The 14583-nt window shown below is 71.0% G+C and carries 12 protein-coding genes; 6 read left to right on the top strand and 6 right to left on the bottom strand.

The annotated features are described in order from the left end of the window. Positions 1–20: 20 nt before the first annotated feature. Complete coding sequence (locus ETD96_RS08580) at positions 21–977, top strand: DUF5954 family protein (protein ID WP_138635760.1); 957 nt, start codon at positions 21–23, stop codon at positions 975–977. A gap of 24 nt (positions 978–1001) precedes the next feature. On the opposite strand, the gene ETD96_RS08575 is transcribed toward ETD96_RS08580, so the two are convergent. Continuing rightward, positions 1002–1379, bottom strand: a complete 378-nt coding sequence (locus tag ETD96_RS08575; RefSeq protein WP_138635759.1) for a hypothetical protein — start codon at positions 1377–1379, stop codon at positions 1002–1004. A 178-nt stretch (positions 1380–1557) separates the two neighbouring features. Here ETD96_RS08575 and ETD96_RS08570 point away from each other — a divergent pair, with 178 nt between their 5' ends. Continuing rightward, positions 1558–3684, top strand: a complete 2127-nt coding sequence (locus ETD96_RS08570; protein ID WP_138635758.1) for an ATP-binding protein — start codon at positions 1558–1560, stop codon at positions 3682–3684. Here ETD96_RS08570 and ETD96_RS08565 read toward each other — a convergent pair. Genes ETD96_RS08565 through ETD96_RS08555 form a run of 3 tightly spaced genes read right to left on the bottom strand, consistent with a single transcriptional unit; the run spans position 3629 to position 6497 of the window. Beyond that, positions 3629–4123 (bottom strand): hypothetical protein, encoded by a 495-nt coding sequence (locus ETD96_RS08565; protein ID WP_171068926.1) that lies wholly within the window; start codon positions 4121–4123, stop codon positions 3629–3631. The genes ETD96_RS08570 and ETD96_RS08565 overlap by 56 nt on opposite strands. Beyond that, on the bottom strand, positions 4123–5358 hold the full coding sequence (locus ETD96_RS08560; RefSeq protein ID WP_138635756.1) for a hypothetical protein: 1236 nt from the start codon (positions 5356–5358) through the stop codon (positions 4123–4125). The genes ETD96_RS08565 and ETD96_RS08560 overlap by 1 nt, the downstream gene beginning before the upstream one ends. Continuing rightward, positions 5355–6497 (bottom strand): hypothetical protein, encoded by a 1143-nt coding sequence (locus tag ETD96_RS08555; RefSeq protein WP_138635755.1) that lies wholly within the window; start codon positions 6495–6497, stop codon positions 5355–5357. Before ETD96_RS08555 ends, ETD96_RS08560 begins: the two co-directional genes overlap by 4 nt. A 232-nt stretch (positions 6498–6729) precedes the next feature. Here ETD96_RS08555 and ETD96_RS08550 point away from each other — a divergent pair, with 232 nt between their 5' ends. Beyond that, positions 6730–9867, top strand: a complete 3138-nt coding sequence (locus ETD96_RS08550; RefSeq protein ID WP_171068925.1) for an AfsR/SARP family transcriptional regulator — start codon at positions 6730–6732, stop codon at positions 9865–9867. Positions 9868–10752: 885 nt separating this feature from the next. On the opposite strand, the gene ETD96_RS08545 is transcribed toward ETD96_RS08550, so the two are convergent. After that, complete coding sequence (locus ETD96_RS08545; protein WP_138635753.1) at positions 10753–11217, bottom strand: ATP-binding protein; 465 nt, start codon at positions 11215–11217, stop codon at positions 10753–10755. Between the two features lie 138 nt (positions 11218–11355). On the opposite strand from ETD96_RS08545, the gene ETD96_RS08540 reads away from it, so the two are divergent. Together ETD96_RS08540 and ETD96_RS08535 are read left to right on the top strand one after the other, a co-directional pair. Continuing rightward, on the top strand, positions 11356–12171 hold the full coding sequence (locus ETD96_RS08540; protein WP_138635752.1) for a helix-turn-helix domain-containing protein: 816 nt from the start codon (positions 11356–11358) through the stop codon (positions 12169–12171). After that, positions 12168–12359 (top strand): DUF397 domain-containing protein, encoded by a 192-nt coding sequence (locus ETD96_RS08535; protein ID WP_138635751.1) that lies wholly within the window; start codon positions 12168–12170, stop codon positions 12357–12359. The genes ETD96_RS08540 and ETD96_RS08535 overlap by 4 nt, the downstream gene beginning before the upstream one ends. 143 nt (positions 12360–12502) lie before the next feature. Here the strand turns inward: ETD96_RS08535 and ETD96_RS08530 are convergent, their stop codons facing one another. Next, on the bottom strand, positions 12503–13108 hold the full coding sequence (locus tag ETD96_RS08530; RefSeq protein WP_138635750.1) for a TetR/AcrR family transcriptional regulator: 606 nt from the start codon (positions 13106–13108) through the stop codon (positions 12503–12505). A gap of 105 nt (positions 13109–13213) precedes the next feature. Here ETD96_RS08530 and ETD96_RS08525 point away from each other — a divergent pair, with 105 nt between their 5' ends. Next, positions 13214–14401, top strand: coding sequence for an alkane 1-monooxygenase (locus ETD96_RS08525; protein WP_240807392.1), 1188 nt, complete (start codon positions 13214–13216; stop codon positions 14399–14401). The last annotated feature ends 182 nt before the right edge of the window (positions 14402–14583 follow it).

Genomic DNA, 14583 nt, shown 5'->3' with positions numbered 1-14583 from the left:
GTCCGGTCAGGATGCGGGTCATGGCCTTCGCGTTGATGCGCGGGTACGACCACATCAACGTGGTGGCCCGCCTCGATCCGGTCGCGGCGGTGCGCGACCGGGAACTCGGCGAGCGGATTCTGCGCTATCCGAAGATCTTTCCCGCCGGCGCCCCCGACTTCGGGCACGCGGTGCAGCGCGGGGACGCGTGGCGCATCGGCGCGCTCGGCTGCGACGACCCGGCCGCGGCCCGCTACGGCCTCGCCATGGACCTGCGGACGGCGGCCGGCGCCGAACCGGACCGGGCGACCGCGGCGGCCATGCGCGCGGCGGCCGACCGGCTCGACCCGGAGGAGGGCGAGCAGCTCGCCAAGGACGAGTGGGAGATCGGCGACCGCCGCTACCGGATCGTCCGGGTCGAGAAGTTCATCCAGTTCGGTGACCGGGTGCTGGAGCCGCCCCGGTCCACCGACGCCGACCTCGCCGCCGACGGCCTGCTGCGCGACCACCCGATCGACCCGGCGGCGCCGTGCGGGCAGTGGGAGGCGCAGCTGCGGCTGAACCTCGTCGCGTTCATGCCGGTCATCGGGTCGGTCCCGGACATCGTCCGGACGGAGGCGCGGCACGCGATCCAGGCGCATCCGGGGGTGGTGGTGCTGCCGCCCACGTTCATCGTGGTGGAGCTCGACGGCGACTCCTGGGCGCCGCTCACCGGCGGCGACGACCCCGACGAGGCGCGCGAGCGGCTGGCCGGGCACTTCACCGGCCTGCTGCCGCGGCTCCGCGAGTTCAGCGGCGACCCGCCGTCGGCCGCGGAGCTCGCCGAGTGGGAGGCGATGGCGGCCGACATCCGGGCCACGCCCGGCCACGCGTTCAGCGTCCGCGGCCGGGAGTTCCGCACGGTCCGGGTGGCCCGCATGCTCCGCCTCGGCCGCGACGGCCCCGAGTCGCCGCGCCCGTCCGACCAGGAGCGCTACGGCCTCACAGCCGACGCCTGACCACACCGCAAGGGCGGCGCCGCGTCACCCGATGTTCAGATCACCGTGCACATCACGAAGCTGAACCACCCTCCCCGCCTGACCGTTGAGGACGTTGACCACGCCGTCGCCCGTCGCGGCGGCGTTCGTCTGCGCCTGGTTCCACAGGTTCCGCGCCTCCGCCTCGAACCCGGCGTCACCGGCCATGAGGGCGGCGACGGCGGACGTGAGGGCCGCGACCCGCTCCGGCGTCGGGTCGTCGGCGGCCCGCGCCAGGACCGCCTCGTCGGACGGGCGGCCCCGGAAGCGCTCGCGGACCCGGCGGGACAGCTCGGCGACGGCGGCCCGGACCGGCTCCCCGGCCACCTCGACGGCCTTGCCCGCCATGGCGGTGGCGATGGCGACGGTCATCGGATCTGTCACCCCCACAGTTCACCACGCCCGGACGACACCGACAATCGCCATTCTGACCAGCTCTCGATAAAAGGCATGACCAAAATAGCAAATACTGTCCGTTGTTATTTATAAACAGGGCATCCAGGTACGTTAACCATAAAGCGGGGCGATCGACGCACCACTGAGGCAATGGGATGGATCGAACGTGCAGTCTCCCGACGAACGGGACCGGTGGACCAACGAACTGACGGGGAGGATAGCGGGTTCCAGCGTCCAGGCCGGATCCATCGCGGGCGGTGTGCACATCACCGCGCCCGGTGCGGCGCCGCTGCCCGCCCCCGCCCAGCTGCCACCGCCCGGGCTGTTCGCCAACCGGCGCGCCGAGCTGCGCCGCCTCGCGGCGCTCGCGGAACGGCCGGGGTCGGGGCCCGTGGTCCTCACCGGCCCCGGCGGCGTCGGCAAGACCACGCTGGCGCTGCACTGGCTGCACGAGATCAAGGACGACTACGACGGGCAGCTCTTCATCGACCTGCGCGGCTTCTCCGGCGGCGAGCCGCTGCCGCCCGACGAACCGCTGGAACGCTTCCTGCGCGCCCTCGGCGCGGCGCCCGAGCACATCCCGGCGGGCGCCGACGAGCAGTCCGCGCTGTTCCGCTCCATGACCACGGGCCGCCGCCTGGTCATCATGCTCGACAACGCCGTCTCGGCGGCGCAGGTCCGCCCGCTGCTGCCCGGGGCCGGGCCCGCGCTCGTCGTCGTCACCTCCCGCCACCGGCTGACCGGGCTCGTGGTGGACGGCGCCCGGTTCCTGGACGTCGACCCGCTCGGCGAGCCGGGGGCGCTGGAACTGCTGGAGCGGCTGATCGGCGCGGAACGGATCGGCGCGGAACGCGAGCACGCCCGCTCGCTGGTCACGCTGTGCGGCACGCTGCCGCTGGCGGTCTGCGCGTCCGGGGCCCGGCTCGCGGCACGGCGCCGCTGGCCGATCGCCCGCGCCGTGGCCGAACTGGGCGACGAGGCGCGGCGGCTCGCGGCGCTGCGCACCGGGGAGGGGGACATCTCGGTGGGCGCGGTCTTCAACACCTCCTACCAGGCGCTCGACGAGGAGCACGCCGCCGCCTACCGGCTGCTCGGCGTCCATCCGGGCCCCGATCTCGGCACCGCCGCCGCGGCCGCCCTCATCGGCACGGACGAGGAGCACGCGGCGCGGCTCCTGGACGGCCTGGTCGACGCCAGCCTGCTGCAGGAGCGCCCGGACGACCGGTACGGCTTCCACGACCTCGTCCGCCTGCACGCGCGGGACCCGTCCCTCGCGCCGGCGGCGGACCGCGCGGCCGGCTTCGCCCGCCTCGCCGACTGGTACCTGGCGGCCGCCGTCGCCGCCGACCGCACCCTGATGCCGGGGCGCTGGCACCTCGGCGAGCGGTACACGGCGCCGCCGGACGACCGGTTCGCGTCCCGCGCGGAGGCCCTGGACTGGCTCGACCTGGAGCGCCCGAACCTGGCGGCGGTCGCGCAGGAGGCGCACGACACCGGGCTGCACGCCGTCGCCTGGCAGCTCGCCGAGGCGATGTGGCCGCTGTTCCTGCAGCGCAGGAACTACCCGTCCTGGATCCGGATGTACGAGCTGGGGCACGCCGCCGCCGAGTCCTGCGGAGACGTCAAGGCCCAGGCGCGGATGCTGGAAGGGCTCGGGGTCGTCCGCCTCAACTTGCAGGACTTCGACACGGCGACGGGCCACTACGAGGCCGCTCTCGCCTTGGAGCGGCAAGCCGGTCACCGGCTCGGCGAGGGATCGGCGCTCGAAGGGCTCGGCGTCGCGGCACTCGCCACCGGCGACCCGTCCCGCGCGATCGAACTGTTCACCCAGGCTCGGAACGTGCACGTCGACCAGGCGCGTCCCCGCGGGATCGCGCTGATGGACCGGCACATCGGCGAGGCGCTCAGCATCGCCGGCCGGCACGACGAGGCGGAGGCGACGCTGACCGGCGTCCTGGAGAGGTTCGACCGGCACGACGAGCCGTACCACCACGCGCGGACGCTCACCTGCCTCGGCCAGGCCCGGCTGCGGGCCGACCGCCCGGCCGAGGCCGCCGCCGCCCTCCGCGAGTCGCACGAGGTCGCGCGGGAGATGGACGCCCCGCACGTCGAGGCGGGCGCGCTGCGCGAGCTCGCCCGGATCGCCGAGCACCTGGACGACCCGGCGGCCGAGCGCCTGCTGCTGGAACAGGCGCTCGGCATCTACACCGCGCTGGGCTCGCCGCACGCGGCGGAGGTCAGCGAGCGGCTCGCCGATCTCCCCACCGCGCCGACCGGCGATGCCGCACCCTGACCACCGTGACCGTGTTCTCGCGGACGAGGGTGAGCCGGTCGAGCGCGGCCGGCGCCCCGCCCGTCACGAGCCAGGCGTGCAGGGCGGACGCGAAGGCGGCCGCGTCGTCCACCGTGCACGTCCCGCCCAGCATCGGGTCGAGCCGTGCCTGCACTTCGTTGGCCGCCAGCAGACAACCCCGCTCGGTGACGGTCACCGCGACCAGGCATCCCGGATGGGCCGCCAGGAGCTGGGCGGGATCCCCCGCCGCAGCGACGATCACGTCCGCAGCGGCCAGCCAGGCGCGTGACCTCTCCTCCGGCCCGGCCACAAGGTGCTCGTCGCAGGGCGGCGGCTCGGCGGCGTCGGCGAGCGCGGGCCGCAGGGTCAGCGTGCGCCCGCCGATGAGGACGCGCTCCGGCCCTGGCAGGCCGTCCCAGACTCGTACCACGGTGGCCATCACGCCGCCCGCAGGGTGCAGGAGACCGGCAGCGGGACCGGCTCGACGTCCGGCGGGCGGTCGCGGTCCGGCAGCCGCAGCAGCCGGTACATCTCCCCGCGGATGAGCCGGGCCGCCTCCCCCGGGCGGGAGCTGATGTCGCTCCTGATCGCGGCGTGGACCCGTCCGGTGAACGCGTGCGCCGCCTCCTCCACCTGGGGCGCCAGCGGACGGCTCCAGTCGACGCGCGGCGCGAGCGCGCCGAGTCGGGCGACATGGGTTCCCGGCGCCACGGCGTCCTCCGGGAAGGCGCCCAGCAGCACCGGTACCCCGATCGCGGCGCCGTAGCAGGTGACGGACCCGTGGTCGCCCACCACCACGTCGGCCGCGACCAGCCCGGCGCGCCACCCCTCCTCGGGTGGGAACAGCCGCACGCCGAGCCGCAGGCAGTCCGCGTGCCAGGCGAGCACCTGGCGTCTGCCGTGGTACGCCCAGACGTGCGGGTGCAGCGCCGCCACGATCTGGTACCGGTCGCGCGGCAGCTCGGCCGCGAGGCGCAGCAACGGGTCGGGTCGGCTGCCGAGAAGGGAGTCCTCGTTCCAGGTGGAGCTCACGAAGACGAGCCGGCGGCCGGGTCGCACCCCGAGCGCGCGGCGGTACACCCTGCGGTAGGGCAGGCTCGCCACCAGCCGGTCCAGGCAGGGGTCTCCGGCGGCGAACGCCACCGGGCACGCCTCGGGACACTCGCGTTCGAGCATCTCCAGGTGCCGGTCGTGCGCAAGGACGATCGAGGACGGCACGACCCGTCCCGCGACGACGAGCCGCTCCCTGATCAGCCCGGTGACCGGACGTGCGGCGGCCGGTCCCGCGCCGCGGAGGCGGGCGAGCAACTTGCCGGGGCCTGCGCCGTGCAACACGGTCATGACCGGGCCGTGCAGGTTCTCCAGCATCCCGTTGCTCGCCGCCACGACGAGGTCCCACCTGGTCGAGACGGCCTGCCGCCACGGCAGGACGAGCCCGCCGAGGTCCCGCAGGTGCCCGTCCAGGCCACCGGTGAAGACCGACGCCGGCGAGGCCGTGTACGCGACGGCGACGCGCCGGTCGGACTCCAGCAGCGGCATGACGTCGGCGAGGCGTGTCGCCGCGGTCAGATGGTGCGCGACGGCGAGCACCGCCCGCGCCGCCGGGACTGTCGCTCCCCTGAGCGCGTCGAGCCCGAACGGGCCCGGCACCCATCCGTCCACCGGGAGGTTCATCGCACCCCTCCTTGGCACGCTTGGTCGGCCGGGCAGCCGATGCGGAACGGCGGCGAGACCGGGTCCGCCACGGGGATCGTGGCGGGCTGCGGCAGCCGGAGCAGGCCGTACATAAGGCTGCGCATGTTGCGGTCGAACCGTCCGGGCTCGGAGGTGATCCGGCCGAGGACGGGCCGGACCCGCTCGGGCCGCCACCGCGCCGCCGCCTCGGTCAGCTGCGGACGGATCGGCCGGTGCGCGGCCAGCCGGACGGCGAGGAGGCGCAGCGCGTCCCCCGGCGGCGGCCCGGTGATGAGCACCGGGACGCCGATGACCGTCCCGTAGCGGGTGACAGGGCCCGGCGGCCCGAGGATCCAGTCGGCGGCGACGAGGGCGGCCCGCCAGTCCGCCTCCGGCGGCATGAGGCTCAGCCCCGCGCTCAGGTGACCGGCGAGGCCCGGCGGCCCGTTCATGCACCGGTTGCCGCGCGGCTCCGGAACGCCGAGGACGTGGTAGCGGTCGGACGGCAGTTCGGTGAGCAGCCGATGCAGGATGTCCGGCGACCGGCGGCACGCGCACGGACCGGCGCCCCCGGTCGCGGGCAGGGCCACCACGACGAGGCCGCGCCGCCCGCCGACGCCGAGGGCGCGGCGGTAGAAGTCGCGCAGCGGCAGGCTCGCCACCAGGCGGTCGTGGTCGGAGTCCCCCACCACGACGGCGCGGCCGGGCGCGGCGTCCGGAGGGCGGTCCAGGTGGTGGGCGTAGGTGAACACGGTCGGTGCGGGCCGGTGTGCGACCTCCGCCGGGATGGTGCCCGGCAGTGCGATGAGCGGCGCACCCGGTGGGCGCGCGGGCACGCGGTGCGCGGTGACGACCAGGCCGACGTCGCCGTCCGCGAGTTCAGACCAGGGCAGCGGTGCGGCGCCCGCGTCTTTGAGCATCACCTCCACGGCGGTCGAGGACGGCCCGGGGGCCGCCGCGAAGAGCACGCGCAGCCGCGGGTCGGTCCCCGCGAGCCGCGCCACGTCCAGTGCGGGCTGCCCCGGTACGGGCGAGCCCACCACAACCAGCACGGTGCGCCGGTCCCCCAGCCGTCCCCACCAGCCGGGGTCGAACCCGGTCAGGGCCCGACGCCATTCGAAGCCGGTCATTGCGGTCAACGAACCCCCTTTGACCTCGGATGCGATCATCCGTCCCTCCGTCGCAGATCGAATTGACCTGCTCTCCGGAATCGAGTGTCGATCGGGGAGCTTGACGAAAACTTGCAATCGTCCTGACTCGGTGAGTAGCGAGGCACCCGGGATGTCCCGGTGAACGCGGCTCCACTCTGGCCATTCGCTACATACGGTGCCAAAATCGGCTCAGGAGGAGATTTTCACAAAAGGGGAACCGGTGGAGTTCCGCATCATAGGACCCGTCGAGCTGTGGATCGACGGGCGGCGGCGCGACCTCGGAACGCCCAAGGAACGCTGCGTACTGGCCGTGCTGCTCCTCAGCCGCCGGCAGCCGGTGCCCACCGAGACCATCATCCGCCGGGTTTGGGACCGCGACCCGCCGGCCAAGGCCCGGCAGGGGCTCCAGGTCTACATGACCCGGCTGCGCCGCCGGCTGGGGGACGCGGAGGGCGCCACGCTGATCTCTCGGCAGGGTTCCTATCTGCTCGACGTCGACGATGAGTCGGTCGACCTGCACCGGTTCTGGCGGCTGTACGGCCAGGCCCGGGCGATCGCCGAGAGCGGCGACGACGAATACGCCCTCGACCACCACCGCCAAGCCGCGGAGTTGTGCCGGGCCGAACCGCTCGCCGACCTGTCCGGAGGCTGGGCCGAGCGCACCCGGCACAGCCTGGAGCAGGAACTGCTGTCCGCCGCGTTCGTCCGCATCGATCTCGAACTGAAGCGCGGCAACCACGCCGACCTCCTCCGCGAGTTATCGGACCTCACCGAACGGCATCCGCTGGACGAGCGGCCCGTCGAGCGGCTCATGATGGCGCTCTACCGTTGCGGCCGGCAGGCCGAGGCCCTGGAGGTGTACCGGCGCACACACGACCTGTTCGTGGCCGAGTCCGGCACAGACCCTGGTCCCGGGCTGCAGCGGCTCCAGCAGCAGATCCTGCGGGGCGACCCGGAGCTGCTGCGCGTCCCCGGCACCCAGCTGAGCGTGGACCGGCGCCCGCACACCCTGCCGCACCACGCGCGGGTGTTCGTCGGACGCGACGACGAGATGCGGCAACTCATGGAGCTGGTGCCGAGCGGCGCGGGCCCGCCGCCCGGTGCCGCGGTCACCGTCGTCGCCATCGACGGCATGGCCGGCGTCGGGAAGTCGGCGCTCGCCGTCCACCTCGCGCACCGGCTGGCGGAGCACTATCCCGACGGGACCATGTACCTCCAACTGCACGCGCACGACCCAGGGCAGCCGCCCATGGACCCGGCGGACGCGCTCGACAGGCTGCTCCGTATGATCGGCGTCCCGGTGACGCGGGTGCCGCGCGCGCTGGACGAGCGCGCCGCACTGTGGCGGTCCGAGCTGGCGGGCAGCCGCGCGATCCTCGTGCTGGACGACGCCGCCGGGCACGACCAGGTCCGGCCGCTGCTCCCGGCGTCCGCCGGCTGCCTGGTGATCGTGACGAGCCGGCGCCGGCTGACCGGGCTGCACGACGCGTGGCCGCTGTCGCTGGAGACTCTGCCCGTCCGGGACGCGATGGTGCTGTTCACCGGCATCGCGGGCCCGGGACGCGCGAAGACCGACGCCGACGTCGCCGCTGTCGTGGAGCGCTGCGGACGGCTGCCACTCGCGGTGAGCATGGCGGCGAGCCGGCTGCGGCACCGGCGCACCTGGGACACCCGCGACCTGCTGGCCCGGTTGTCCTCCGATGACCGGCGCCTGGACGAGCTCCGCGACGAAAACCGCGAGATCACCACGGTCTTTGAGGTCTCCTACCGCGGTCTTCCGCCGCCGCTGCGGGACGCATTCCGCGCATTCGGCCTGCATCCCGGCCCCGACCTGACGGCCGACGCGGCGGCCGCAGCGCTGGCGTGCCCGGTCCAAGAGGCCGAGCGGATCCTGGAGGAGTTGCTCGACCGCCACCTGATCACCGAACCCGCCCGGGGCCGCTACCGCTTCCACGACCTCGTCCAGGACTACGCCCGCCGCGTCTCCCGAGAGACCGACACCGACGAGGAGCGCCGCCGGACCGTACACCGGATCCTCGACTTCTACCTCGCGGCCGCCGACCACGCGAACCACCTACTGTCCCCACATCGCACGGGCGGCGCCGGGACCGACCGGCCGCCGGGCATGCCACCTCTCGCGGACGAGACGGAGGCAGCCGAATGGTTCGCCGCCGAGCACGCCTGCCTCATGAACGCCGCAGCCGAAGCCGACCGCATCGACTCACCGGCACACGTCGCCCGCTTCTCCCGTGTGCTCGCCGGCCATCTAGAGTCGCGCGGCCACTGGGACGCCGCCGCACACCTGCACACCAAGGCGGTCGAGGCGCTTCAGAACCTGGACGACGATCCGGGCATCGCCCGCGCCCTGGCCGACCTGAGCCACATCCGTTTCCGCGTCGGCGACTACGACACCGCGATGGAAGATGCGGAAAAGGCGCTAGAAATCAGTCGTTCGACCGGTGACCACCCCGGAGAAGCCCATATTCTGGGCCACATAAGCCTCATCCACTGGCATCAATCCCGCTTCCCCGAAGCATTGGCCCGCTGCCGCAAAGCACTGGAAATCCATCGCTCACTCGGCAACCGACATGGAGAGGCCAAGAGCCTCGACCACATGGCGATCGTCCTGGAATTCACCGGCGACTACCACGAGGCCGAGCGGCTCCGCCTCGACGCCCTCGCGATCTTCAACGAGATCGGCGACTCGCGCGGCCGGATGCGGGCGCACAACAACATGGGCGACCTGATGATCCGCATGGGCGACGTCGACCGAGCCGCGGAGTACTACGAGCAGACCGCCGGTGCCGCCGAGTTGAGCCGCCAGCATCGGGCCATCGCGCTCATCAACGCGGCCAACGTCCACCGCCGCACCGGCGCCCCCGAAACAGCCCTGGCCAATTATCGCGCTGCGCTCGCCCTAGCCATGGAACTCGGCGACCGGCGAACCCAAGTCGAGACCCTCATCGGCATCGGCGCCACTTTCCACAACACCGGCCGCTACGGCGAGGCGCTCATCCATCACGAACGCGCTCTGGCCATTTCACGCACCATAAACGAGCGTTACGAAGAGGCGGTCGCCCTCCGCCATCTAGGCGAAACCTTAAGCGCCTCCGGTCGATATCCGGCCGCCGTGGACCACCTCCTGCAGGCTTATTCCTTATCCACTGAGATAGGCGTCCCCGACGAGACGGCGAGGGCCCTGGAGAGCCTGGGCGCGGCCCTCCTCCACATCCAGGGCACCGAGGCCGCTCGCCACCACTGGGAGGAGGCGCTCCGCCTCTTCACCACGCATGACCTCCCAGATGCGGAGCACCTGCGAGCCCGCCTCCACTCCCTAGACCACGCCACCGGCACCTAGAGCGCATTGCATCGAGCGAAGAACTTCCTTCTCCATGTCTCTCCGGCGCCCGAACACATATCGAATCTCATACTCTGACCTCATCACTAGGACGCCGTTCTAGAGAGTCTCTCCATTGTTAGCGATAGACACCTGACCACAATTACCGTCAAATCGGACATTTCACGTGAACGACACCTGCACGACGGTCACATCCGGAAGATCGCCAATTCCCGCCCGCGGCGGCACGGGCAGCGCTAGGCTTATCGCGAAATTCCGGGAAAGTCCGGTTGGGACCTAGGTGACGAGGCTTCGATGGCGAAACGCGTTTTCCTGGTGGTCGGCACAGCCGTTGCGTATGTAGCGCTGACCGCCGCGCAGGCGGGTGCGGCAGCGATGGTCCACATGACCTGAGTTGCACGCAGGAGCCGGACAGGACTGGTGCTTCCAGTTCCAAGCCGCTCGCAGTGAAACAGGGAGGCGCCGCCGGGGGGCGACGCCTCCCTGTTTCAGGTCATCGCTCAGACCGCCGCGAGCGCTTCGCAGGCTTGGCCCGACCCTCCCGCGGGATCGCGGCCGTCTTGCTCGTGGCCTGACTGACAGGGGGCCGGATTCCGGAGAGCGGCCGGATGCGTGGGACGGGCGCTACTGTCGTCCGAGACGAGAGAGGCGTGGTTCACCTCGTCAAAGCGGCACCCCAACCTTCACCGGACGTGCAGGCGGTGACTGTCCGTGACCCGCGACCGCCGACCGAAGCATTTCTACCGCGCGAACGCGCGTGCGCGTCCAGGGTCTTGTTTCTCTTGGACGACCTTCAGACGTGGTCGCCGCCCGCCCTGCGGGGTGCGGGGGAAGCCCACCGAGCTGGGGGAACTGGTGGGACGCGCTCCGCAGGGCGGGGGCAGTCTATGAGTGCAGCGGCGTGCACGGCCTGTCGACGTGGCGAAGTGGTCCGACGATCGGGCGGCCCGCCCTGCGCGCGGCATTGAGCATGTATCCGTGGTCGATGGCGATCCGCGCCCACACGGCCTTGCCCTCGCCGAGCGCGAACCATCCGCAGCCGCCGGACGCGAACGCCTGGACGAGGACGAGTCCGCGTCCGGACGTGTCGAAGAGGTGGGGCTGCTGGATCACGGGCCGGCCGGGGTGGTCGTCCCACACGCACATTTCGACACCTTGGTCGATCCGGCTGGTCCATACGCGGATGTTCTTGCCCTTGCAGAGCCGGGCCGCGTTGGACGCGAGCTCGGTCATGATCTGGCAGGCGTCGCCCTCGAAGGCCCTGAGCCCCCACGAGGCGAGTGCGCTGCGCACGAGTTCGCGCGCGAGATAGACGGTCTCCGGATAAGCCCGGAACGTCTCACTGAGCATGTTTTGCGGATCTACGTCCATTATGGATATCGCGGACATCGGTCGCCCTCTCACTGTCTGCGTTTCTGCTCACAGACTGGCGTCCGGCAGTTATGCTTGTCTTCTTTCGTTCAGGAATATCAACATTAAGGATCTTGAATGGGGAAGGCCGACCGACTCGATCCGGACCACAACCCATGGCACTGGCTAGCCGTTGACCTGCGAATATGGCGCATCGAGCGCAACCTGTCACAGGCTCGGCTCGCCGAGATCCTTGGGGTCGACGATTCCACGGTTTCGAACTACGAATCGGGCACATCAAAAGTCCCCGAACGCAAGGCCGAAATTCTGGACCAACTTTGGCACACTCGCGGCCATTTCGTCCGGATTCGCCGATATGCGGAGTCGATGCACGACCCGGATTGGCGCCGCCAGAACATCGAGTACGAGGCAAAGGCATCTGTCATCAGGACCTACGAAAGTTTGTGGGTTCCGGGTCTCATTCAGACGGAGGGTTACGCGCGGGCTGGATTCGACTCCGCAGGGATCGGCAAGCCGGAAGCGGACGAGCTATGGGAGCGGCGGTTGGCACGCCAGGCGATCCTGGATGGCCCCAACCCCCCGCAGCTCTACGTGTTGCTTGATCAGGCAGTGATCACGCGCCAGGTCGGCGGGCGGGAAGTGATGCGCGAGCAGCTAGCCGGACTCCTGAAGGTGGCCGACTGGCCGCACGCCATGGTGCGCATCATCCCCTGGGAAGCCGGCGCGCATATGGGGCAGGACGGGTCGTTCAAGCTGATGACGGTCGAACGGGGCAATGTGGTCTACATCGAGGCCGCAATAGAGGGAAGATTGATCACTGATCCGACAAAGCTCACCGATATGGGGCTACAGTGGGAGCGGATCGGGGCGCGGGCGCTGCCTGAGCCCCTGACCCGTAGGTTGATCGCCGATCAGATGGAGACCACGCGATGACCGAGCCCGCCTGGCGTAAGTCGAGCCGCTCTAGTTCTACGGGCGGCGACTGCGTTGAGGTCGCGAGCCTCAACACCGTAATCGGTGTGCGCGACAGCAAGGACCCCGGCGCCGGACACCTCGCCCTCTCCGCGGAGAGCTTTGCCCAGCTCATCAGCGCTGTGAAGCGGGGAGAACTGCACCTCTGACCCCCCACGAATACTGCGAACGGCCTCGCCTTTCGGCGGGGCCGTTTCTGCTTCCATGTGTGGACGTGGTCGACCTGCCGACTCCCCTGTAAATCTCGGCAAGGGCGCCTGGCATGGGAGGGGGCGTGCGCCGCTAGGGCGTCCTAGGCGGTGGGGTCGGGGGCGTTTGTGCTGGCTACGCGCATGGTGATCTCGGCCACGCGGGCGGCGGTCTCCTCTACCGGTGCGACCGGCTGGACGAGGTGGCTGATGGTGATGCGGACGACCGTCTCGATGGCCAGGCTCCTCGACAGCGGGTCGATCTCCGGCCAGGCGTCGGAGACATAGTCGCCGAGCATCCCCTCCGCCGTGCGCAGGAGCTGGTCGGAGCGGACCGTCAGGAGTGCCAGCAGTTCCTCGTTGCCGCCGCGCGCGCTGGTGAGGACGCTCTTGAGCAGCGGGTTGTCGGCCGCCTCGCGGAGCGTGAAGGACACCCCGGCGGCGATCGCGTCGGCGAGCCGGTCGCGGTTGGCGTCGAGTTCCGTCTTGATGCCGGCCAGGAAGCGCTCCACCTCGCGCATGACCAGCGCCTCGCCGATCGCGTCCTTGGTGCCGAACTCGGTGTAGACGGTCTGCCTGCTCACTCCCGCCCGGGACGCCAGGTGCGTCATCCGCATGCCGCCCCATCCGCCCGCGGCGACCAGCTCGTAGGCGGCGTCCAGCAGACGCTCGCGCAGCAGCGAGCGGACGGTCTCTCGGTAGGGCGTCATCTCGCCCTATCGTAGACGGCCTGTGACGCACCTAATGCTTGACACTTTTGGAGTAACTGTCTAATTTCCAGACAGAACTTGCCGATCTGTAAGGCGGTGGTGGTCGTGGTCGCGACTGAGGCGGCCGGCGCGGGGAGCGCCAGCCGGGCCGAGGCGGAGTGGAAGGACCCCAAGCGGTACGCATGGCTGCTCGGGCTGGTGGTGCCCGCGATCCCCTTCCTCGCGTGGGGGCTGGTCGGCCTCACCGGGCTGGACGTCTTCTGGTGGCTCGGGCCGGTGCTGATCTTCGGGGTCTTCCCGGCCTTCGACCTGCTCTTCGGCGAGGACCCCACCAACCCGCCGGAGAGCGCGATGCCGCGGCTCGCCAAGGACCGCTTCTACATGTGGGCCAACCTCCTGTTCATCCCGATCCAGTACGCGTCGCTGATCGTCGGCAGCGCGCTCCTAGTGCGCGAGTCGATGAGCGTGGCCGACCGGATCGGGTTCGCCACGACGATCGGCATGATCGGCGGCATCGGCATCGCGGCCGCGCACGAGATGGGGCACCGCCGGGAGAAGGTCGAGGTCTTCCTCGCCAAGGTCACACTCGCGCAGACGGGTTACGGCCACTTCGTCGTCGAGCACAACCGCGGACACCACGCCCGCGTCGCCACCCCCGAGGACCCGGCCACCGCCCGCATGGGCGAGTCGTTCTACCGCTTCCTGCCCCGGACGATCTTCGGCGGCATCCTGTCCTGCTGGCGGCTGGAGAAGGGCCGCCTGGCGAGGAAGGGCAAGAGCCCGTGGACGCCGCGCAACAACGTCCTCCAGGGCTGGCTCGTGACCGCGGCGCTGTTCGGCGTCCTGGCCGCCGTCTTCGGTCTCGAACTCCTGCCCTACCTGGTGCTGCAGGCGGTGCTCGGCTTCATGATGCTGGAGGTCGTCAACTACCTGGAGCACTACGGCCTGCTCCGGCGCAAGAACGCGAACGGCGGCTATGAGCGCACGGCGCCCGAGCACAGCTGGAACAGCAACCGCGTCGCCTCCAACGTGCTGCTCTACAACCTGCAGCGGCACTCCGACCACCACGCCAACCCCGGACGCCGCTACCAGATGCTGCGCGACTTCCCGGACGCGCCGCAGCTCCCCGCGGGCTACGCCACCATGATCCTGCGCGCGGTCGTGCCGCCGTGGTGGTTCCACGTCATGGACAAGAAGGTGCTCGAGCACTACGACGGCGACATCACCCGCTGCAACGTCCACCCGGCCAAACGCGCTAAACTCCTCGCCCGCTACGGCGCCGCCGCCCGGTGACCGCGCGGGAGCTGCATCTCTTAGCCCACGAGTACTGCGAACGGCCTCGCCTTCTGGCGGGGCCGTTGGCGTGTTGGGTGCGGCCTTTCTTGCGGCTCGTTACGGGGTCTTGCGGGAGTGTTCACTTGCGGCGGGTGGGCGTTTCGCCGGGGACGCGTCATGATCCTGTCTCTTATACACCT

Origin of the sequence: Actinomadura geliboluensis, assembly GCF_005889745.1 — a bacterium.
GTDB lineage: Bacteria > Actinomycetota > Actinomycetes > Streptosporangiales > Streptosporangiaceae > Spirillospora > Spirillospora geliboluensis.
The sequence above is the reverse complement of the archived record's forward strand: the minus strand, read 5'-3'. Positions and strand labels throughout refer to the sequence as shown.

Bases quoted from the DNA above. Each gene is read 5' to 3' on its own strand.
- ETD96_RS08565 (WP_171068926.1), bottom strand. From the start codon at position 4,123: ATGGCCACCGTGGTACGAGTCTGGGACGGCCTGCCAGGGCCGGAGCGC.
- ETD96_RS08560 (WP_138635756.1), bottom strand. From the start codon at position 5,358: ATGAACCTCCCGGTGGACGGATGGGTGCCGGGCCCGTTCGGGCTCGAC.
- ETD96_RS08545 (WP_138635753.1), bottom strand. From the start codon at position 11,217: ATGCTCAGTGAGACGTTCCGGGCTTATCCGGAGACCGTCTATCTCGCG.
- ETD96_RS08580 (WP_138635760.1), top strand. From the start codon at position 21: ATGGCCTTCGCGTTGATGCGCGGGTACGACCACATCAACGTGGTGGCC.
- ETD96_RS08540 (WP_138635752.1), top strand. From the start codon at position 11,356: ATGGGGAAGGCCGACCGACTCGATCCGGACCACAACCCATGGCACTGG.
- ETD96_RS08530 (WP_138635750.1), bottom strand. From the start codon at position 13,108: ATGACGCCCTACCGAGAGACCGTCCGCTCGCTGCTGCGCGAGCGTCTG.
- ETD96_RS08535 (WP_138635751.1), top strand. From the start codon at position 12,168: ATGACCGAGCCCGCCTGGCGTAAGTCGAGCCGCTCTAGTTCTACGGGC.